Raw genomic sequence first — 20258 nt, forward strand, 5'->3', positions numbered from 1 at the left:
TGATCCATGCCCCATATCCTGCGACGGCCACAAACCCAGCCACAACCGAGGGTATACGGGCATTTCCGCCACCTAACTAAATTGGTTCTTGATCGGCCGCGCGCCGCGCCCTAACCCAAGGGCCTGATCGGCTATGCGGGGGTGTGAGGCATGAACGAAATCGCGAAAATTCCCGCCGAGAGCGGCGATGGCGAAAGCGATCTCCTGCCCCACAACATCGACGCCGAGCAGCAGCTGCTGGGCGCGATCCTGACCAACAACGACATCTACGACCGGGTCGCGGCGATCATCAACGAAAGCCATTTCTACGACCCCGTGCACGCCCGCATCTACGAGGTGGCGAGCGCGCGGATCGCCCGCAACCAGGTGGCCAGCCCCGTGTCGCTGAAGGCGTTCCTGGCCGACGAGCCGGGTCTCGCCGACCTGGGCGGGCCCGCCTATCTCGTCCGGCTCGCGGGCGCCGCGATCTCAAGCTACGCGGCCAAGGACTATGCCCAGCTGATCTATGACCTGGCGATCCGGCGGAAGCTGATCCAGCTGGGGCGCGACATCTCGGACCGGGCGGCCAAGGTCGACGTGAGCTCGGAGCCGCGCGAACAGATCGTCGAGGCCGAGCAGGAGCTCTACAAGCTGGGCGAGGCCGGGCAGTCGAACCAGGGGTTTCAGTCCTTCCTGCGCGCGGTCACCGACGCGGTGAACGTCGCCAACGCCGCCTACCAGCGTGAAGGCGGGCTGGCGGGCGTCAGCACCGGCCTGATCGATCTGGACAAGAAGCTGGGCGGGCTGCACCGCTCGGACCTTTTGATCCTGGCCGGGCGCCCCTCGATGGGCAAGACGTCGCTTGCCACCAACATCGCGTTCAACGTGGCCAAGGCCTACAGGAAGGGCCTGCGCCCCGACGGGACCGAGGGCACCGTCGATGGCGGCGTGGTGGGCTTCTACAGCCTGGAAATGAGCGCCGAGCAGCTGGCCGCCCGGATCCTGTCGGAGGCGAGCGAGGTGCCCAGCGAGCAGATCCGCCGCGGCGACATGAACGAGGGCGAGTTCCGCCGCTTCGTCGAGGCGGCGAAATCGCTGGAATCCTGCCCGATCTACATCGACGACACGCCCGCCCTGCCCATCAGCCAGCTGGCCGCCCGCGCCCGGCGGCTGAAGCGCGAGCACGGGCTGGACGTGCTGGTGGTCGACTACCTGCAGCTGATCAAGGGCACCGGCCGCGACGCCAACCGCGTGAACGAGATCTCCGAGATTTCGCAGGGTCTTAAGGCCATCGCGAAGGAGCTGGACATTCCCGTCGTCGCCCTGTCGCAGCTGAGCCGCCAGGTCGAAAGCCGCGAGGACAAGCGCCCGCAGCTGTCGGACCTGCGCGAGTCGGGCTCGATCGAACAGGACGCCGACGTGGTGATGTTCGTGTTCCGCGAAGAGTACTACAAGGAACGCGAGAAGCCGGGCGAGCACGAGCTCGAGAAGATGGCCACCTGGCAGACCGAGATGGAACGACTGCACGGCCGCGCCGAGGTCATCATCGGCAAGCAGCGCCACGGCCCCATCGGCACGGTCGACCTGAGCTTCGAGGGCCGGTTCACCCGCTTCGGCAACCTCGTCCAGCCCTGGCAGCAGGGCGGCGGCGAGTACTGACCCGCGCAGACGTTACTGGACAGCCTGGCGGCGGTCGGTGTTCGCTGACCCCATGCGCTGGCTGACGATCCTTCTTCTCGGCCTCTGGGCGTCGATCGCCCGGGCCGAGTATCACGATGGCAAGACCGAGGTGGACCTGGAGCTTCTGCTGCTGGTCGACGTCTCCCGCTCCATGAGCCCGGCCGAGCAGGAGATCCAGCGGCGCGGCTATGCCGAGGCCCTGGCCAGCGACGACGTGATCGAGGCGATCCTGGGCGGGCTGACGGGACGCATCGCGCTGTCCTACGTGGAATGGGCGGGCAGCTACAGCATCCGCACTGTGGTGGACTGGACGCTGATCGGCGCGGCCGAGGACGCCCGCGCCTTCGCCGACGGCATCGGGACCAGCCAGTTGGCCTCGATGCAGCGCACGTCGATCTCGGGGGCTCTGCGTTTCGGCATGGTGACCCTGCGCGACAACGACTTTCGCGGGCTTCGGCGGGTCATCGACATCTCGGGCGACGGGCCCAATAACGAGGGCGGCCCGGTCGTCCCGGACCGCAACCGCGCCGTGGCCGAGGGGATCATCATCAACGGCCTGCCCCTGATGACCCGCGACGGACAGGGCAGCCGCTGGTATCTCGAGGATCTCGACGAGTATTACCGCGCCTGCGTCATCGGCGGACCCGGCGCCTTCGTCCTGCCCGTCCTTCGATGGGAGGAGTTCGCTCCCGCCATCAAGCGCAAGCTGATCCTCGAGATCGCGGGCCGCCAGCCTGAACGCCTGTGGCGGGCGCAGGCCACCGCGCCGGCCGGGTACGATTGCCTCGTGGGGGAAAAGCGCTGGGAACGGATGCGCCGCATTTACGACCTTCCCTGACTGTCCTATCACCGGGGCGGTTTTGCCCAAGCCCCCGGAGCGCGCCTTGCAGATCGAATTCGTCAACCACGCCTCGGTCCTGATATCGCACGGGGACGTCCGGCTGCTGACCGATCCCTGGTACCAGGGACCGGCTTTCCACAAGGGCTGGCGGCTGCTGGTCGAGACGCCCGACGACACCATCGCGGACCTTCTCGACCGGGTGACGCATATCTGGATCAGCCACGAACATCCCGACCACTTCTCGATCGGATTCTTCAAGCGCTGGGGCGACACGATCCGCGCGCGGGGCATCAAGCTGCTGTTCCAGGGGATCGAGGATCAGCGGGTGGCGGATTTCCTGCGCGCGCAGGGGTTCGACCTGACCGAGATGGACTTCGGTCGCCCCTACACGCTGGGCGCGGATTTCGAAGCGATCTGCCTGAAGGACGAATTCTACGACTCGCTGATCTCGATCCGCGCGGGCGGGCAGCACGTGCTGAACCTGAACGACTGCGCCGTGGCCGACGATGCGCGGGCCAAGGAGATCCACGATGTCGTCGGCGATTGCGACGTGCTGCTGACCCAGTTCAGCTATGCCGCGTGGAAGGGCGGGCGCGAGAACCGCGACTGGCGCGTGGCCGCCGCGCAGGAGAAGCTGAACAACATCCGCGTGCAGGCGCGCGCCTTCAAGCCGAAGCAGGTGATCCCCTTCGCGTCCTTCGTGGCCTTCGCCCACGTGCGCAACGCCTACCTGAACGATGCGGCCAACACGCCAGACGATGTCATCGCCGCCTTCAGGGACGCGGATTTCGACCTGCGCGTCATGCAGCCCGGCGACGTGACCGACGGCACCCCCGACCCCGAGGCCCACGCCCGCGCGGCCGAGTTCTGGCGCGCCGTCTACGCCCGGCCGCTGGACGATCCCATGACCTATGGCAGCGTCGAGGACGACAAGATCCGCGCCTCGTTCGACGGCTGGCGCGACCGGGTCTTCGCCAACAACTCGCGCGCGGCCATGCGGCTGGCGCAGAAGCTCAGCCCGATCGCGGTGCTTCAGCCGGTGGTCATCCACACCGACGACACCGGGCAATCCTGGCGCATCGACCCGCCGGCCGGCACGCTCGAGCCGACCGAGGCGAAGGCCGACCTGGTCATGCATTCCGAGTCGCTGAACTTCCTGTTCTCGAATTCCTTCGGGTTCGACACGCTGGGCGTCAACGGCACCTTCGAAGAGGCGCGAACGGGCGGCTTTTCCCGCGCCGCGCGGTCGCTGGCGATCGAGAACCTGAACAACCTCGGCCTGCGCTTCGGGCCCGGACTGCTGTTCGAGCCGCGGATCATCGGCGTGTTCCTCGAACGGTTGCGCAAGGTCAGCGCCCGGATGAAGGGCGTGGGCAAGACCGAGGCCCCAACCGGAAGGGACGCATGACATGGCAAACGCGACGCTGACCATCGACCTGGGCGCGCTGAGCGACAACTGGCGCAGCCTCGACGCGGCCTCGGGCGAGGGCGTGGAGACCGGCGCGGTGGTCAAGGCCAACGCCTATGGCCTTGGACTGGCGCGGGTCGCGCGCAGCCTGTCCGAGACGGGCGTGCGGTCCTTCTTCGTGGCCGAGGTGCAGGAGGGTGTCGCGCTGCGCCGCGCACTGGGCGACGGGCCGCAGATCTTCGTCTTCTCCGGCCACATGGACGGCGACACCGACGCGATCCGCAAGTTCGACCTGATCCCGCTGCTGAACTCGATCGAACAGATGACCCGCCACTTCGAGGCGCTGTCGGGCAGCCCCTTCGGCGTGCAGCTCGACACCGGGATGAACCGCCTGGGCCTAGAGCCGGCCGAGTGGGACGCCGCCCGCCGCATCGTGCTGGGACAGGGACCGAAGCTGGTGATGAGCCATCTTGCCTGCGCCGATGAGCCCGACGACCCCATGAACGCGCGGCAATTGCAGGCCTTCCACGACATGACCGACGGCATCGACGCGCCCCGGTCGCTGGCCGCCACGGGCGGGATCCTCCTAGGGTCGGACTACCACTTCGACATGACGCGGCCGGGCGTCGGCCTTTATGGCGGGCTGCCCTTCGCGGACGCGAAACCGGTGGTGCACCTGCGGGTGCCGATCATCCAGACCCGCGACGTCGCCCCGGGCGAGGCGGTCGGCTACGGCGCGTCGTGGCTGGCGGACGAACCCGCGCGCATCGCCACGGTCCAAGCGGGTTACGCCGACGGGCTGATCCGCCTGATGGGCGACCGCACGGTGATGTTCGCGGGCGATATCCCCTGCCCGCTGGCCGGCCGCGTGTCCATGGACATGCTGACGGTCGACATCACCCATCTGGACGAGGTGCCCGACCACCTGGTCATGCTGGGCACCCAGCAGGGCGTCGACGACCTGGCCGACGCGGCGCGCACCATCGGGTACGAGATCCTGACCTCGCTCGGATCACGCTACGATCGCAGCTACATCTGATTGGGCGCCGCCTGGCGCCTATCGGGCCCCGGGTGTGACACTGTTCCGGAAACCGAAACAATCGCCCTTGAAGCATCCTCGGGACGGCATTCGGCACGGCATTTGCGTGCGGAGCCCCGGGGGGCAGCGAGAAAAGGCCCTTTGCGGGGCATCCGGCGGCTAACCCCCTGCGTTCCGGGTCGCTTTATCGCCGGTTTTCCGGGCATTACGCCTGAACCGCCTTTGCGACGGAACCGAAGCGGCCAAAAATAATTGACCTCGGCAAGCGGGAAATCGCTTAAGATGTGAGTCGGGGATTTTTGAAATGTCGCATTCTGCAAAAGCCTTTCGCCGGTCAGCCGCCGCGCAGATCCAATGGATCGCCTCGGCCCTGATCGTCGTGGCGGGTCTGACGCTCGCGAGCGTGACCCTGGCCGGTGCCCTGGGATACCTCCCCGTGCTGACCCTGCCCCTGCAATTCGGCGACACGCTGTTGCCGCAGGCGGGGCTTCTGGTGCAGGCGGGTCTCGCGATTTTCCTGCTCGCCATCGTCGCCTGCCTGCCCTCGGGGATGCGGACGCTGGCGCTTGAGACCAGCCACCGCGACTTCCAGATCTCCATGTCCGACGTGGCCGAGGCCTATCGCATCTGCCACGCCGCCGACCGGGGCGGCGTGTTCATGCTGTCGGAACAGTTCGACGCGGTGAAGGAGCGGATCAAGTACATGCGCGACCATCCCGACCTTGGCCATCTCGAACCCGATATCCTCGAAACCGCGGCCGAGATGTCTTACGCCAGCCGTGAACTGGCCGAGACCTACAGCGACGAGAACGTGGCCCGCGCCCGCAGCTTCCTGGCCCATCGCCAGGAAGAGGTCGCGATCTACGAGGATCGCATCGACCGCGCCCTGACCGCCTGTCGCGACCTGCGCCGCCAGCGCGAGGCCGTGGGCGTCGACGAGGACATGATCGAAAGCCGCCTGCGTGCGATGGACGAGGAATTCGGCCCCCTTCTGGCCGAGCTGGGCTATGAGCGTCAGCGCGGCAACGTGATCGCCCTGCCCGCCGCGACGAAGGGCATGGCGGCGGAGTGATCTTGCACGACTCTGCCTGTTTCGGCAGAAGGACGCATGGCGAAAACCCCCGATTTCATCTGTCAGTCCTGCGGCGCGACCTATTCCAAGTGGTCGGGCCGCTGCGACGCGTGCGGCGCGTGGAACACCATCGTCGAAGAGGCGCCGCTGTCCGCGGGACCGGCCTCGAAATCCTTGGGCAAGAAGCGCGGGCGCGGCATGGCGCTGGTGGATCTCGCCACCGAGGAGACGCCGCCACCGCGCACGCAATCCGGCCTGGCCGAGCTTGACCGCGTTCTGGGCGGCGGCCTTGTCCCCGCCAGCGCGATCCTCGTGGGCGGCGATCCCGGCATCGGCAAATCCACCCTGCTTCTCCAGGGCGCGGCCGCCTTCGCCGCGTCGGGGCTGAAGACCGTCTACGTTTCGGGCGAGGAGGCCAGCGCCCAGGTCCGCATGCGCGCGCAGCGGCTGGGCCTCGGGCAGGCGCCCGTCCAGCTGGCCGCCGAGACCAACCTGCGCGAGATCCTGACGACGCTCGAGGCCGAGAAGCCCGATCTGGCCATCATCGACTCGGTCCAGACCATGTGGGCCGACAACGTCGAAAGCGCGCCGGGCAGCGTCAGCCAGGTGCGCGCCGCCGCGCACGAGCTTACGACCTTCGCCAAGCGCCACGGCATGAGCGTGATCCTGGTGGGACACGTCACCAAGGAAGGCCAGATCGCCGGGCCACGCGTGGTCGAGCACATGGTCGACACGGTGCTCTATTTCGAGGGCGAGCGCGGCCACCAGTTCCGCATCCTGCGCGCGGTCAAGAACCGCTTCGGTCCCGCCGACGAGATCGGCGTCTTCGAGATGACCGGCGGCGGCCTGGCCGAGGTGGCCAATCCCAGCGCGCTGTTCCTGGGGGACCGCGACCGGCCCAGCCCCGGCAGCGCGGTGTTCGCCGGGATCGAGGGCTCGCGCCCCGTGCTGTGCGAGATCCAGGCACTTGTCGCCCCCACGCCCCACGCGCAACCGCGTCGGCAGGCGGTGGGCTGGGATACCGGGCGGCTGGCGATGATCCTCGCCGTGCTCGAGGCGCGCTGCGCCGTTCCGTTCCAGGGGCTGGACGTCTACCTGAACATCGCGGGCGGGTTGCGCGTGCGCGAACCGGCCGCCGACCTGGCCGTCGCGCTGGCGCTTCTCAGCGCGCGCGAGGACACCGCCCTGCCCCCGCAATCGGTCGTCTTCGGCGAAATCAGCCTCTCGGGTGCGCTGCGCCCCGCCGGGCAGACCGAAAACAGGTTGAAAGAAGCCGCGAAACTTGGTTTCTCGACGGCAATCGCGCCAAAGGCGAGCAAGACGCAGGCTTCCCAGGACATGCGCATCACCAGTTATCCCGACATGGCCACGCTCGTGGGCGACATGTTCGGCGCCGGATAAGGACAGGCTTCATGGACGGCTTCACCCTCGTCGACGGTATCGTGGCCGCGGTCATCGTGGTGTCGGCCCTTCTGGCCTACAGCCGCGGCTTCGTGCGCGAGGCCATGGCCATCGTCGGCTGGATCGCCGCGGCGATCGCGGCTTTCGTCCTGGCCCCGCCGGTGCAGCCGCTGGTGCGCGAGCTTCCGGTGATCGGCGACTTCCTTGGCGACAGCTGCGAATTGTCGATCATCGCCGCCTTCGCGGCGGTGTTCGCCGTCGCCCTCGTGGTCGCGTCGATCTTCACGCCGCTTCTGTCAGGCGCGATCCGCGACTCTGCACTGGGCGGGGTCGACCAGGGCGCGGGCTTTCTCTTCGGGGTGGCCCGCGGCGTGCTGCTCGTCGCCGTGGCCTTCATCGTCTACGACCGCGTCGCCGCGACCGAATCGATGCCCATGGTCGACAACAGCCGCACCGCGCAGATCTTCGCCCGGTCGCAAAGCGATCTGGACAGCGCCATCCCCGATGACGCCCCGGGCTGGATCGTCGAGCAGTACGAAAGCCTGGTCAGCGTCTGTGAGGGCTAGGCCCGCTCGTCCTTGGGGCTTCCCATCACCACGTGGGTGGTGATCGAGCTCAGCTGCGGCAGGGCGCCCAGCACCTCGGTATGGAAGTGCTTGAAGGCGGCGAGGTCCGCCGCCTCGACCCGCAGCAGGTATTCCACCACGCCGGTGATGTTGTGGCATTCGACCACCTCGGGCGCACGGTCCATCGCCGCCTCGAAGGCCGCCTGGGCGTCGCGGGTATGCAGGCTCAGCCCCACGGTCAGGTAGGCCACGAAGCCAAGGCCCCGCCGCGCCGGGTCGATCCGCGCGCGGTAGCCCGTGATGACCCCCGCCCGCTCCAGCGCGCCGACCCGCCGCAGGCAGGCCGAGGGCGACAGCCCGACCCGGTCGGCCAGCGCCAGGTTGCTGATCCGCGCCTCGGCCGACAGTACGCGCAATATTCGGTCGTCAATCGCATCCATGCCAACAGTCTACGGCGCGGAAGCCGTCTCATCCACGCAAATTCGCAACCAATCACCGCTGAAACGGCAGGATATTGCGCGCAAGATAACGAACACCCCGGATCGTCATGGCCCCCGACACCTTCCTCGCCCTCCTGACCTTCGCCATCGTGGCCACCGTCACGCCGGGGCCCAACAACGTCATGGTCATGGCCTCGGGCGCCAATTTCGGGCTGCGCCGGACCCTGCCGCACATGCTGGGAATCACCTTCGGGTTCGGGGCGATGATCGCGCTGGTCGGCGTGGGGGTGATGCGGGCGTTCGACGCTTGGCCGCCCAGCTACACCGTGATGCAGGTGCTCTGCGCGGCCTACCTGCTCTACCTCGCGTACCGCATCGCCACGGCCCCGCCGCCGGGTGCCGCGGGGCCCCGCGCCCGGCCGTTCACCGCCCTCCAGGCCGCCGCGTTCCAGTGGATCAATCCCAAGGCCTGGGCGATGGGACTGGCAGCGGTGACGCTTTATGCCCCCACTCGCGCGGCGGAGTCGGTGCTGATCGTCGCGGGGACCTTCATGCTGGTCGCCATGCCCTGCATCGCGATCTGGGTGATGGCGGGCCAGGGGCTGGCCCGCGCGCTGACATCGCCCTTTCGCCGGCGCCTGTTCAATGGGCTCATGGCCGGCGGATTGATCCTGTCCCTCGCCCCCGCGCTGATCTGACCGCGTCTCGGCACCGGGCCGAGGGTGACAGTGGCATGACAAGGGACTATGTGTGCCGCGACCCACCCAGAGATTCGGGATCCGTGCCATGCGCAGCCTGCCCCCCGCCCATCCGTTCGACACGTCGCACCTGCGCGACGCCGGGCACGACGACAAGCTGCGCGAGGAATGCGGCGTCTTCGGCGTCTGCGGGGTCGAGGACGCGGCCAACTTCGTCGCCCTGGGCCTGCACGCGCTGCAGCACCGCGGGCAGGAAGCCGGGGGCATCGTCAGCTACCATCCCGACCACGGCTTCAACTCGGCCCGCCGCTTCGGCTATGTCCGCGACAATTTCACCAAGCAGTCGCTGATGGACACCTTGCCCGGCGGGTTGGCAATCGGGCATGTGCGCTATTCCACGGCCGGCTCCAAGGGCAACACCCAGATCCGCGACGTGCAACCCTTCTTCGGCGAATTCTCGATGGGCGGCGCGGCCATCGCCCACAATGGCAACATCGTGAATGCCGACGCGCTGCGGTGCGAGTTGATCGACCGCGGCTCGATCTTCCAGTCGTCCTCGGACAGCGAATGCATCATCCACCTCATGGCCCGTTCGCTCCAGCGCAAGGTGCCCGAGCGGATGCAGGACGCGCTGCGCCGGGTTGAGGGGGCCTTCTCCATCGTCGCCATGACCCGCACCAAGCTGATCGGCGTGCGCGACCCGCTGGGCGTACGTCCCCTTGTCCTGGGCCGGCTCGGCGACGGCTATGCCCTGTCGTCCGAGACCTGCGCGCTGGACATCTGCGGGGCCGAGTTCCTGCGCGAGATCGAGCCGGGCGAGATGGTCGTCATCGAGGACGGTCAGGTCACTTCGCACCGCCCGTTCCAGGCCGAGCGTCCGCGCTTCTGCATCTTCGAGCACGTCTATTTCTCGCGGCCCGACTCGATTCTCGGGGGCCGGTCCGTCTACGAGACGCGCCGCCAGATCGGCGTCGAACTGGCGCGCGAGGCGCCGGTGGAGGCCGACCTGGTCTGCCCCGTGCCCGACTCCGGCACACCGGCGGCCATCGGGTTCAGCCAGGAATCCGGCATCCCCTACGCCATGGGGATCATCCGTAACCAGTATATGGGCCGGACCTTCATCGAACCGACCGAGCAGATCCGCAACATGGGCGTGCGGCTGAAGCTGAACGTGAACCGGGCCCTCATCCGCGGCAAGCGGGTCATTCTGGTCGACGACAGCGTGGTGCGCGGCACGACCAGCATCAAGATCCGCGAGATGATCCTCGATGCCGGCGCGAAAGAGGTCCATTTCCGCATCGCCTCGCCCCCCACCGCCTGGCCCTGCTTCTACGGCGTCGACACGCCCGAACGCGAAAAGCTGCTGGCGGCTACCATGTCCGAGGACGAGATGTGCGCCCACCTGGGGATGGATTCGCTGAATTTCATCTCGCTCGACGGACTTTACCGCGCCGTGGGCGAGACCGCTGGGCGCGACCCCGAGCGTCCGCAATACTGCGATGCCTGTTTCTCGGGCGACTACCCGGTGCGCCCCGCCGACGGGATCGAGAAGGGGTTTAAGATGAAGGAAGCCGCCGAATAGCACCGCGGTAGCGCCCGCGCGCCGCCCCCGGCTTCATCTTTCCAAAAATACCTGAATCCTGCGCCGGGCCGCCCGCGCGACGTGCCGCCGGGTGCGCAAGCGCTTGACGCCGCACGTCCGACGAAGCACATCGCGCCCATGACCAAACTTGCCCTCATCACCGGCGCGTCCCGCGGACTCGGCGCCGCCCTGGCCGAGGCCCTGGCGCCCGGCCACCACGTCATGGCAGTCGCCCGGACCACCGGCGCGCTGGAAGAGCTCGACGACCGCATCAAGGCCCGCGGCGGCGACGCGACGCTCGCGCCCATGGATGTGACCGACGCGGGCGCCATGGCGCATATGTGCCGCAGCATCTTCGACCGCTGGGGCCACTTGGACCTGTGGCTGCATTGCGCGATCCACGCCGCGCCGCTGACCCCGGCGGGCCAGATCGACGCGCGCGACTGGAAGAAAAGCGTCGACGTGAACGCCAACGCCACCGCCACGCTGATCCCCATGGTCGAGCCTCTGCTGCGCGCCGCGCCCGAGGGCCGCGCCGTCTTCTTCGACGACGACCGTGCGGGGCAGAAGTTCTTCGGCTCCTACGGGGCGACCAAGGCCACGCAGATCGCCTTGGCCCGCAGCTGGCAGGCCGAAACGCGGAACACGGGCCCCCGGGTCGACATCCTGACGCCCGCGCCCATGCCCACCGCCACGCGCGGACGGTTCTTTCCGGGCGAGGACCGGTCACAGCTGGCAACCTGCGCGGACGAGGCCACACGCCTTTTGGCGATGCTCTGACATCCCTTGCGCATCCTTGCCGCGCGCCCGCCGCTCGCCTAGACCCGGGTAAAGCGAGCGGACGCAGCCGGGGGCAACATGCGTATTCTCATCACCAATGACGACGGCATCAACGCGCCGGGGCTGAAGGTGCTGCACGCCATCGCCGCCGCCATCGCGGGCGACGGTGGCGAGGTCTGGACCGTCGCCCCCGCGTTCGAGCAGTCGGGCGTCGGCCACTGCATCAGCTACACCCACCCCACCCTGGTCAGCGAGCTGGAGACGCGCCGCTGGGCCGCCGAGGGCTCGCCCGCCGATTGCGTGCTGGCGGCGATGCACGACATCCTGCCCAGCCCCCCTGACCTGGTGCTGTCGGGCGTGAACCGCGGCAACAACGCCGCCGAGAACGTCCTGTACTCGGGAACCATCGGCGCGGCGATGGAAGGCGCGCTGCAAGGCCGCCGCGCCATCGCGCTGAGCCAGTTCTACGGTCCCGGCAACCGCGATGGCGGCGACGGGTTCGACGCCGCGCGGGTCTGGGGCGAACGGGTGGTGCGCGCGCTGCTCGACGCCGACCTCTGGGGCGACGAGGACGGTTACCGCACGTTCTACAACGTCAACTTCCCACCCGTCCCCGGCGACGCGGTGAAGGGCATGAAGGCGGCCGCCCAGGGCTTCCGTCACGGCGACGGCTTCAAGGTCGAGCCGGTGATCTCGCCCTCGGGCCGGCGGTTCCAGTGGACGCGCGGCGCCGACCAGCAGCGGCCGACGCAGCCCGGCACGGACGCGGCCGTGAACCTCGACGGCTGGATCTCGGTCACACCGCTTGTCGCCGACCTGACCGACCGGGACACGCTGGGCGAATTGGCGGACCGCCTGTCATGAGCTTCGACGCCGAGACACGCATGCAGTTCCTCTTCGCCCTGCGCTCGCAGGGGGTGACGGACAAGCGCGTCTTGGCGGCGATGGAAAAGATCGATCGCGGCAAGTTCGTGCGCGGCATCTTCGCCGAACGCGCCTACGAGGACATGCCGCTGCCCATCGCTTGCGGCCAGACCATCAGCCAGCCCTCGGTCGTGGGGCTGATGACCCAGGCGCTCGAGATCAGCCCGCGCGACAAGGTGCTCGAGATCGGGACCGGTTCGGGCTACCAGGCGGCGATCCTGTCGCGGCTGGCGCGGCGGGTCTACACCGTGGACCGTCACCGCCGCCTGGTGGCCGAGGCCCGCGCCGTGTTCGAGGCGCTGGAGCTGGCAAATGTCACGGCCTTCACCGCCGACGGAAGCCACGGGCTGGCCGACCAGGCGCCCTTCGACCGCATCCTGGTGACGGCGGCGGCCGAGGACCCGCCCGGCCCCCTCTTGGCGGAATTGCGCGTGGGCGGTATCATGGTCGTGCCAGTAGGCCAGAGCGACGCGGTGCAGACGCTGATCAAGGTGACGCGCCACGAAAGCGGCTTCGACTACGAGGAGCTGCGCCCGGTGCGGTTCGTGCCGCTTCTGGAAGGGCTGAGCCGGGATTGACCGGGCGGTTGCGCGCCGGAAGTGACGGGACGAGTATTTCACGGGATCGGCACAGGATCGGGGCACACGCTGAACGACCCCGGCGGCCGGCATGCAGGCGGAACGGCGGCACATGAGGTCCGGATGAAGGCCCGGCCGCAAGCACGAGGACATGAGGCAGTGAACACCACATTTCGGCTCGGACGCGGCCATGGCGCCACGCGGTTGACCCTTTGCGCGGGACTGGCGCTGGCGCTGGCGGGTTGCGACAGCAGCGGGCAGCTGGATTTCGACCTTCGCGACAATCTCGGGGACGCGTTCGACACCAGCCCGGCGGTGCGGATGGCGGTGGCCGACCGGCCCCGGCCCGACAATCGCGGCGTGATCTCCTACCCGTCCTACCAGGTGGCGGTCGCCCGGCGCGGCGACACCGTGCAGGACGTGGCGGCCCGCGTGGGCCTGCCGGCGGGCGAGCTGGCCAGCTATAACGGCCTGCCCATGGACGTGACGCTGCGCCGGGGCGAGATCGTCGCCCTGCCCCGCCGCGTGGCAGAACCGTCGGCGGCCACCGGCGCCCCCGCGCCCGCGTCCCAGACCGGCAGCGTCACCACCGCGGCCCTGCCGTCGACCGGTGGCGTGACGACCCAGAGCCTGGAAGACCGCGCCAACGCGGCCATCAATCGCGGCGAAAGTGTGTCCGGCCCCACCGCCGCGCCCGCGCCGTCACAGGGCGCCGAGCCGCAGCGCCACCGCGTCGCGCGGGGCGAAACCGCCTATGGCATCGCGCGGCAATACGGCGTTCCGGTCTCGGCCCTCGGCGAATGGAACGGCCTTGGCTCCGATCTGACCGTGCGCGAGGGCCAGTTCCTGATCATCCCGGTGGTCACGCGGGTCGAGTCGCCCGGCGAAAGCCGCCCCGGCGACGGATCGGTCGCGCCCACGCCCCCCTCGGCCGCGGCGCCCCTGCCCCAAGACGAAAGCCCCGAAACGGCGGAAGAGGACGTGCCCGACGCGCCCGATGTCGGCCAGACGACGACCACCGCGCAGTCCGGTGGCCGCTTCCTCTACCCGGTGACCGGCTCGATCATCCGGCCCTACCGCAAGGGCCGCAACGACGGGATCGACATCGCGGCCACCCCGGGAACCCCGGTGAAGGCCGCCGACGCCGGCACCGTCGCCGCGATCACCCGCGACACCGACCAGGTGCCGATCCTCGTGCTGCGCCATCCCGGCAACGTCCTGACGGTCTATGCCGGGGTCGAGGGCATCAACGTCGAAAAGGGCGACAGCATCAGCCGGGGCCAGGTCGTGGCGCGCGTCCGCGATACCGACCCGAGCTTCCTGCATTTCGAGGTGCGTGAAGGGTTCGAGTCGGTCGATCCGGTCAGCTACCTGCAGTAGGACGCGGCGTCGGGACCCGTCTCGTCGGACTGACACAACCTGCCGTTGCGATAGACAAACCCTGTTCGCGCGGAAATCCGCTCATTTCCGCGTCGCGGCAGGATCGCTGCGCGACAGCATCGAATGGCCGGACCTAGCCTTGCCTTCCGTACTGCATTTCAAGGGAGGCACAGATGACCAAGGGTATTTCGAGACGCGCCGCGCTGGGCGCCATCGGCGCGGGCTCGGCGGGGCTTGCCATGACCGCCGCGGGCGCGCAGGAAATGGGGCCGGTCGCGCCGCCATCGACGGTCAGCGACCCGCCCCGCGACTTCGGTCCGGACGGCGCGCCCAACGTCTATTTCTGGGACGCCGACGTGATCGCCGTGGATCCCGCCTTCAACGGGCTGGCGCAGCCGAACGCGCCGATCCAGCGGCTGTGGACCGGCGCGCTCTGGGCCGAGGGGCCGGCCTGGTCGAGCGTCGGCAAGTACCTTGTCTTCTCCGACATCCCCAACAACCGGCAGATCCGCTGGCTCGAAGATGACGGCCACGTGAGCGTCATGCGCTACCCGTCCAACAACTCGAACGGCAACAGCTTCGACTGGCAGGGACGGCAGCTGAGCTGCGAGCACCTGACCCGCCGCGTGGTGCGCTACGAGCTGGACGGCTCGGTGACGATTCTCGCCGACCGCTACGAGGGGATGCGCTTCAACTCGCCCAACGACATCGTGGCGGCGAAGGATGGCAGCTACTGGTTCACCGACCCGCCCTATGGCGGCCAGCTTTACGAGGGCGCGGTGGGCGCGCCCGGTGGCCCCACCAATCCCGACGGGCTGATCAACCAGCGGCTGGGCCAGCCGCCCGAGATCGGCGACGCCATGCGCGAGATGGAGACGGCGACCTACCGTATCGCGCCCGACGGCACCATCGCCCGCGTGGTCGGGCAGGACCTGGTTCCCGATCCGAACGGGCTGGCGCTGAGCCCCGACGAGACCACCCTTTACATTGCTTCGACCGGCCCCGGACCGGGCGACGGGGGCGTGGGCGGCGAGGGCAACATCTTCGCCTTCGACGTGACGCCGGAAGGCGAGGCCGTGAACGGCCGGATCTTCACCGATTGCGTCGTCGATGGCGTCAAGTGCGGCCCGGACGGGCTGGCCATCGACGTGTTCGGCAATGTCTGGTCCTCGTCGAATGCCGGGCGCAACGTGGGCTATAACGGCGTGACCTGCTGGTCGCCCGACGGCAGGCTTCTGGGTCGGATCCGCCTGCCCGAGGTCTGTGGAAACCTCTGTTTCGGCGGCCCCAAGCGGAACCGGCTGTTCATGGCCGGCAGCCAGTCGCTTTATGCCGTCTACACGGCAACGCAGGGCGCGGGCGCGGCCTGACCGGACAGCGGGGGCCAGCCCCCGCACCCCCGAGGTATTTGGGGAAAGATGAAGATGGGGGCGGCGCATTGACGGGTGCCGTCCCGCGAGTGGTGGAAGGGCCCGGCGGTCTCAGCCCAGCGCGATGCCGCGGCGGCCGGCGAGGTCGGTGAAATACTGCCAGGCGACGCGGCCGGACCGGGCGCCGCGCGTGGCCTGCCACTCGATCGCCTCGGCGCGCAGGGTGTCGTCGTCGATCTCGACCCCGTGGGCGTCGCAGTAGCCGCGGATCATGGCGAGGTATTCGTCCTGCGTGCAGGGGTGGAAGCCCAGCCACAACCCGAACCGGTCGCTGAGCGATACCTTTTCCTCGGTCGCCTCGGTGGGCGAGATCGAGCTTGCCCGCTCGTTCTCGATCATGTCGCGGGGCATCAGGTGGCGGCGGTTGGACGTGGCGTAGAACACGACATTGTCCGGCCGCCCCTCGATCCCGCCGTCCAGCACCGCCTTCAGCGACTTGTAGTGCTGGTCGTCGTGGCTGAAGGACAGGTCGTCGCAGAACAGCACGAAGCGATACGCGCTGGCCCGCAGGTGGCCCAGCAGCCGCCCGATGGAGGGCAGATCCTCGCGCTGGACCTCGACGATCTTCAGCGGATGTTCCTGCGCGACCTGGGCATGGATCGCCTTCACCAGGCTGGATTTCCCCATGCCGCGCGCGCCCCAGAGCAGGGCGTTGTTGGCCGCCTGCCCGCGGGCGAATTGCCGGGTGTTCTGCAGCAGCGTGTCGCGCGAGCGGTCGATCCCCACCAGCAGCGACACGTCCACGCGGTTGACGGCCGGGACCGGCTGCACCCGGTCCGGCGAGACGTGCCACACGAAGGCATCGGCCGCGTCGAAATCGGGGGCCTGCAACGGCGCCGGGGACATCCGCTCCAGCGCGTCGGCGATGCGGATCAGCGGATCGCTCACGGGCGCTTGCTTTCGTCCTCGGGCTCGTCGTCGTCCAGCTCGGCGTCGTCGAAATCGTCGTAGAGCGTTTCGTTCGGGCCCAGCACGCCCTCGGCGCGGAGCTCCTCGGTGCGCTTGCGCTCGACCCGCGCCACGAGAAGGATCGAGATCTCGTAGAGCCCGTAGACCACCACGAACAGGATCACCTGGGTGATGACATCCGGCGGCGTCACCAGCGCGGCCAGCACGAGGATGCCGACCACGGCGTATTTGCGCACCTCGCCCAGACCGCGCGCGGTGACCAGGCCGGCCTTGCCCATGAGCGTCAGCAGCACCGGCAGCTGGAAGCACAGACCGAAGGCCACGATGAACTTGATCGTCAGGTTCAGGTATTCCTGCGCCGAGCCCTGGAAGACCACGGAAAGCGGCGCGCCGACCTCGGGCACCACGGCCTGGCCGCTGTCCCCGAACTGCTGGAACCCCAGGAAGAAGTCATAGGCCAGCGGCGTGACCACGTAGAAGGCGAAGGCCGCGCCCATCACGAACATGAAGGGCGAGGCGATCAGGAACGGCAGGAAGGCCCCCCGCTCGGACTTGTAGAGACCGGGCGCCACGAACCGCCACATCTGCCCCGCGATCACCGGGAAGGCCAGGAACAGGCCGCCCAGCAGCGACACCTTGATCGCCACGAAGAAACCTTCCTGCGGCGAGATGAAGATCAGGTCGCAATCCTGCCCCCGGGTCGCCAGGACCTCGCACAGCGGGTCGGTCAGGAAGTTGAAGATCGGGGTCGCCACGGTGAAGCAGATCACCATGCCGATGATGAAGGCGACGACCGAGCGGATCAGCCGCGTGCGCAGCTCGGCCAGGTGCTCGATCAGCGGGGCGGCCGTGTCGTCCAGGTCGTCCGATTGGCTCACGCTTGATCGTCCTTCGCGCTGGTCAGCGGCGTATCCGCGGCGCTGCCCGTGTCCTTCTTCGGTTCGGGCTGCGCCTGCAACGCGGCATCACGCTTTTCGGCGTCCACCGGCGTCCTGGGCTTCGCGGCCTTGGCCGATTTCTTCGGGTCCCACTTCTCGAAGCTGTCGGCGGCCTCGTTCAGCTTGTCGAGCCCGTACTTCTTGGGATTGCTCATCCCCTTCAGGTCGCGCCCGATATCCTTGACGCCGGCATCGTCGGCCGCGTCGTCCATGGCCTTCTGGAACTCGCGCGCCATGCCCTTCACCTTGCCGGTGAAGCGGCCAAGCGTCCGGAACATGCCCGGAAGGTCCTTCGGCCCCACCACGATCAGCGCGACGATGCCGATGACCAGAAGCTCGGTCATCCCGATATCGAACATGGGCGGCGCCCCTTAACGAAGCTGTGGGATCAGGTGCGGGTCTCGGACTTGTCGTCGGTGTGCACCGCCGGGGTGGCCGGCTTGTCGTCTTCCCCGGGCGCCGAGATCTCGCGCGCATTGTCGGCCTTCTTGGCCTCCTCGTCGCTGTCGGAAACGCCCTTCTTGAAGGCAGTGATGCCCTTGCCGACCTCGCCCATCAGCGACGAGATCTTGCCACGGCCGAACAGAACCAGCACCACCACGGCGATCAGAAGAAGGCCCGGAAGGCCGATATTGTTGAGCATTGGATCTCTCCCTGCGGCGGACCTGCGTGCCGCCTCTTGCGTCATCCCATCTAAGCCATGTGCGCCGAGAGTTGAAGGCGCAATCCGGTCACTTTTGCAGCCCGAGCGCCACCGATTGGCCCGTCCGCGCCGATTCCTGGGCGGCCAGCCCCATCTCGACCGCGCGCGCCCCGTCGCTGAGCGTCACCTCGACCGGCCCCTGTCCCAGCACCACGTCGCGAAACCGGCTGTGCTGGTAGAAGGTCGACCCGTTGTGATCGCCCGCATCCAGCAGCGTGGGATCGACCGGAATCTCGACCACCTGCGGGCCACGCGGGCTGCGCGGGCTGACGATCACCTGCGGGACCGGCGGCGCGCCCAGATGCGCAGGCCAGAAGCGGCCCGGACCGGGGACCAGCGCCTCGATCTTGCCGGTGGGACCGGTGACGCTGATCTCTTCCTGGTAGCGCGAGCCTTCGGCGAACATGCACAGCTCGAGCATGGCACGGCTGCCATTGTCGAAATCCACGATGACGTAGCCGTTGTCCCAGACATCGGGCGCGCGGCCCTCGTAGCTTTCGTCCTTGTGGTTCACGGACTGCCCCGCGCTCGCCATGACGCGCACCGGCTCGGCCCTCAGGATCACCCGCATCAGGTCGAAGAAATGGCAGCATTTCTCGACAAGCGTGCCGCCGGACCAGTCGTTGAAGCGGTTCCAGTGACCGACCTTGTGCAGGAAGGGAAAGCGGTGCTCGCGGATCGACAGCATAACGGGCCCGCCGGTGGCCGCGTCCACCTGCTCGATCAGGGCGGCGATGGGCGGCATATAGCGGTATTCCATGGCCACCCACACGGGGGCCGGGTAATCGAGGGCCGCCAGGCGGGCGGCCTGCGCCGCGTCGGTGTAAAGAGGCTTTTCCATCAGCAGGGGCAGCGGGCGGCGGGCCGCGATCTGCTCCATCTGGGCGACGTGCAGGTGGTTGGGCGACACCACCACCAGCGCGTCCAGTGGCTCGACCGCCAGCAGTGCGTCCACGCCCGGGCACATCTGGGCGCTGGGGGCCAGGGCGGCAGCAGCACGCGCCATGTCCGGGTCCGGCTCGAAGATGGCCGCGACCCGCGCCTCGGGCAGAAGGGCGATATTGCGCAGGTGCTCCTGCCCCATCATGCCGCAGCCGATCACGCCATAATTGATGATTCCTGACATTCCCGTCCCTATTTCAGTCGATTTACGTAAGATACCTTGTCCGGATCGAACCATGTCCGCGAATACTCGACCGGGGTGCCGTCCTGGGCCCAGGACAGGCGGTGCACATGGCCGACCGACGCGCCGCCGGCAAGACCCAGCGCCGCGCCCCAGCCCGGCAGGCGGCCGATGCCGACCCGGTCCTCGACGCGCAGGATGCGCAGGCCGAACTCGGTGAGATAGCTGCGGTAGAGCGACGGGCCGATCCGGTCGGCGCCGAAGCCCGGCGCGCGCCCGGCGTCGAGCCAGATCTCCTCGACGGCGGCCGGCGCGTCGTCCAGCAGGCGCAGGCGGCGGATACGATGGGCGTCGGGCGCGGCGCCGAAGTCGGGCGCATCGGACGGCTTCGCCAGCCGGTCCACCGAGATCAGCTGCGCGCCGGGCAGGCCGGGACCGGATGGCGTCTCGAGCCGGAAGAACCCGTAAAGCCCGCCGACACTGCGCACGCCGCGCACGTAGTTGCCCGACCCCTGGCGCCGTTCGATCAGGCCCTGGTCGACCAGTTCCTGCAGCGCCTTGCGCAGGGTTCCGACGGCGATACCGTGGGTCGCGGCCATGGCGCGCTCGGGCGGAAGACGCTCGCCTTCGAGCAGCCGCCCCGCAGCGATATCGCGGGTCACGAGGTCCGCGATCTGGCGATAGAGAGGTGTCGGCGGCAGGTCTTGCATCGGCATCCGGAGAAAATTGATGTAGTATTGATGCACATCAATGACCGTGCTAGGCAAGCGGAAATCCAAGCGGAAAG

Annotated in this window: 21 protein-coding genes; 14 read left to right on the top strand and 7 right to left on the bottom strand. The window is 68.5% G+C overall.

Going from position 1 to position 20258, the window contains the following annotated elements:
• Positions 1 to 150: 150 nt before the first annotated feature.
• From BMX96_RS10040 to BMX96_RS10070, 7 genes are all read left to right on the top strand, one after another.
• Entirely contained in the window at positions 151 to 1638 is a 1488-nt protein-coding gene (locus tag BMX96_RS10040) for a replicative DNA helicase (protein WP_091845373.1), read from the top strand.
• Positions 1639 to 1690: 52 nt separating this feature from the next.
• A complete protein-coding gene (locus BMX96_RS10045; RefSeq protein WP_091845374.1) occupies positions 1691 to 2497 on the top strand; it encodes a DUF1194 domain-containing protein in 807 nt (268 codons plus the stop codon).
• Between the two features lie 46 nt (positions 2498 to 2543).
• Entirely contained in the window at positions 2544 to 3908 is a 1365-nt protein-coding gene (locus tag BMX96_RS10050; protein WP_175481705.1) for an MBL fold metallo-hydrolase, read from the top strand.
• Position 3909: 1 nt separating this feature from the next.
• Positions 3910 to 4947 (top strand): alanine racemase, encoded by a 1038-nt coding sequence (gene alr / locus BMX96_RS10055; RefSeq protein ID WP_091845376.1) that lies wholly within the window; start codon positions 3910 to 3912, stop codon positions 4945 to 4947.
• A 304-nt stretch (positions 4948 to 5251) separates the two neighbouring features.
• On the top strand, positions 5252 to 6019 hold the full coding sequence (locus BMX96_RS10060) for a hypothetical protein (RefSeq protein WP_091845377.1): 768 nt from the start codon (positions 5252 to 5254) through the stop codon (positions 6017 to 6019).
• 36 nt (positions 6020 to 6055) lie between these two features.
• Complete coding sequence (gene radA, locus BMX96_RS10065) at positions 6056 to 7420, top strand: DNA repair protein RadA (protein ID WP_091845378.1); 1365 nt, start codon at positions 6056 to 6058, stop codon at positions 7418 to 7420.
• 11 nt (positions 7421 to 7431) lie between these two features.
• A complete protein-coding gene (locus BMX96_RS10070) occupies positions 7432 to 7986 on the top strand; it encodes a CvpA family protein (protein WP_073128220.1) in 555 nt (184 codons plus the stop codon).
• Here the strand turns inward: BMX96_RS10070 and BMX96_RS10075 are convergent.
• Positions 7983 to 8426, bottom strand: coding sequence for an Lrp/AsnC family transcriptional regulator (locus BMX96_RS10075; RefSeq protein WP_091845379.1), 444 nt, complete (start codon positions 8424 to 8426; stop codon positions 7983 to 7985). The two genes, BMX96_RS10070 and BMX96_RS10075, sit on opposite strands and share 4 nt — an antisense overlap.
• A 107-nt stretch (positions 8427 to 8533) precedes the next feature.
• Here BMX96_RS10075 and BMX96_RS10080 point away from each other — a divergent pair, with 107 nt between their 5' ends.
• The 7 genes from BMX96_RS10080 to BMX96_RS10110 all read left to right on the top strand — a co-directional run bounded on the left by BMX96_RS10080 (position 8534) and on the right by BMX96_RS10110 (position 15738).
• A complete protein-coding gene (locus tag BMX96_RS10080; protein WP_091845380.1) occupies positions 8534 to 9124 on the top strand; it encodes a LysE family translocator in 591 nt (196 codons plus the stop codon).
• An 88-nt stretch (positions 9125 to 9212) separates the two neighbouring features.
• Positions 9213 to 10706: an amidophosphoribosyltransferase gene (gene purF, locus BMX96_RS10085; RefSeq protein ID WP_175481706.1), complete on the top strand. Its 1494-nt coding sequence runs from the start codon at positions 9213 to 9215 to the stop codon at positions 10704 to 10706.
• 138 nt (positions 10707 to 10844) lie between these two features.
• Positions 10845 to 11486 (top strand): SDR family NAD(P)-dependent oxidoreductase, encoded by a 642-nt coding sequence (locus tag BMX96_RS10090; RefSeq protein WP_091845381.1) that lies wholly within the window; start codon positions 10845 to 10847, stop codon positions 11484 to 11486.
• A 78-nt stretch (positions 11487 to 11564) separates the two neighbouring features.
• Positions 11565 to 12350, top strand: a complete 786-nt coding sequence (surE, locus tag BMX96_RS10095; RefSeq protein WP_091845382.1) for a 5'/3'-nucleotidase SurE — start codon at positions 11565 to 11567, stop codon at positions 12348 to 12350.
• Entirely contained in the window at positions 12347 to 12988 is a 642-nt protein-coding gene (locus tag BMX96_RS10100) for a protein-L-isoaspartate(D-aspartate) O-methyltransferase (RefSeq protein ID WP_091845383.1), read from the top strand. The genes surE and BMX96_RS10100 overlap by 4 nt, the downstream gene beginning before the upstream one ends.
• Before the next feature lie 159 nt (positions 12989 to 13147).
• Positions 13148 to 14368 (top strand): M23 family metallopeptidase, encoded by a 1221-nt coding sequence (locus BMX96_RS10105; RefSeq protein ID WP_236737025.1) that lies wholly within the window; start codon positions 13148 to 13150, stop codon positions 14366 to 14368.
• Positions 14369 to 14541: 173 nt separating this feature from the next.
• Positions 14542 to 15738: an SMP-30/gluconolactonase/LRE family protein gene (locus BMX96_RS10110; RefSeq protein WP_091845385.1), complete on the top strand. Its 1197-nt coding sequence runs from the start codon at positions 14542 to 14544 to the stop codon at positions 15736 to 15738.
• Positions 15739 to 15849: 111 nt separating this feature from the next.
• On the opposite strand, the gene BMX96_RS10115 is transcribed toward BMX96_RS10110, so the two are convergent.
• The 6 genes from BMX96_RS10115 to BMX96_RS10140 form a co-directional block, all read right to left on the bottom strand.
• Complete coding sequence (locus BMX96_RS10115) at positions 15850 to 16686, bottom strand: ATP-binding protein (protein ID WP_236737026.1); 837 nt, start codon at positions 16684 to 16686, stop codon at positions 15850 to 15852.
• On the bottom strand, positions 16683 to 17585 hold the full coding sequence (gene tatC, locus BMX96_RS10120) for a twin-arginine translocase subunit TatC (RefSeq protein ID WP_091845386.1): 903 nt from the start codon (positions 17583 to 17585) through the stop codon (positions 16683 to 16685). Before tatC ends, BMX96_RS10115 begins: the two co-directional genes overlap by 4 nt.
• A complete protein-coding gene (tatB, locus tag BMX96_RS10125; protein ID WP_091845387.1) occupies positions 17582 to 18004 on the bottom strand; it encodes a Sec-independent protein translocase protein TatB in 423 nt (140 codons plus the stop codon). The genes tatC and tatB overlap by 4 nt, the downstream gene beginning before the upstream one ends.
• 29 nt (positions 18005 to 18033) lie before the next feature.
• Positions 18034 to 18288: a twin-arginine translocase TatA/TatE family subunit gene (locus BMX96_RS10130; protein ID WP_091845388.1), complete on the bottom strand. Its 255-nt coding sequence runs from the start codon at positions 18286 to 18288 to the stop codon at positions 18034 to 18036.
• Between the two features lie 88 nt (positions 18289 to 18376).
• A complete protein-coding gene (locus BMX96_RS10135) occupies positions 18377 to 19474 on the bottom strand; it encodes a Gfo/Idh/MocA family protein (RefSeq protein ID WP_091845389.1) in 1098 nt (365 codons plus the stop codon).
• An 8-nt stretch (positions 19475 to 19482) separates the two neighbouring features.
• Complete coding sequence (locus BMX96_RS10140) at positions 19483 to 20187, bottom strand: GntR family transcriptional regulator (protein ID WP_236737027.1); 705 nt, start codon at positions 20185 to 20187, stop codon at positions 19483 to 19485.
• Between the last annotated feature and the right edge of the window lie 71 nt (positions 20188 to 20258).

The organism is Palleronia pelagia, from assembly GCF_900110115.1.
GTDB lineage: Bacteria > Pseudomonadota > Alphaproteobacteria > Rhodobacterales > Rhodobacteraceae > Palleronia > Palleronia pelagia.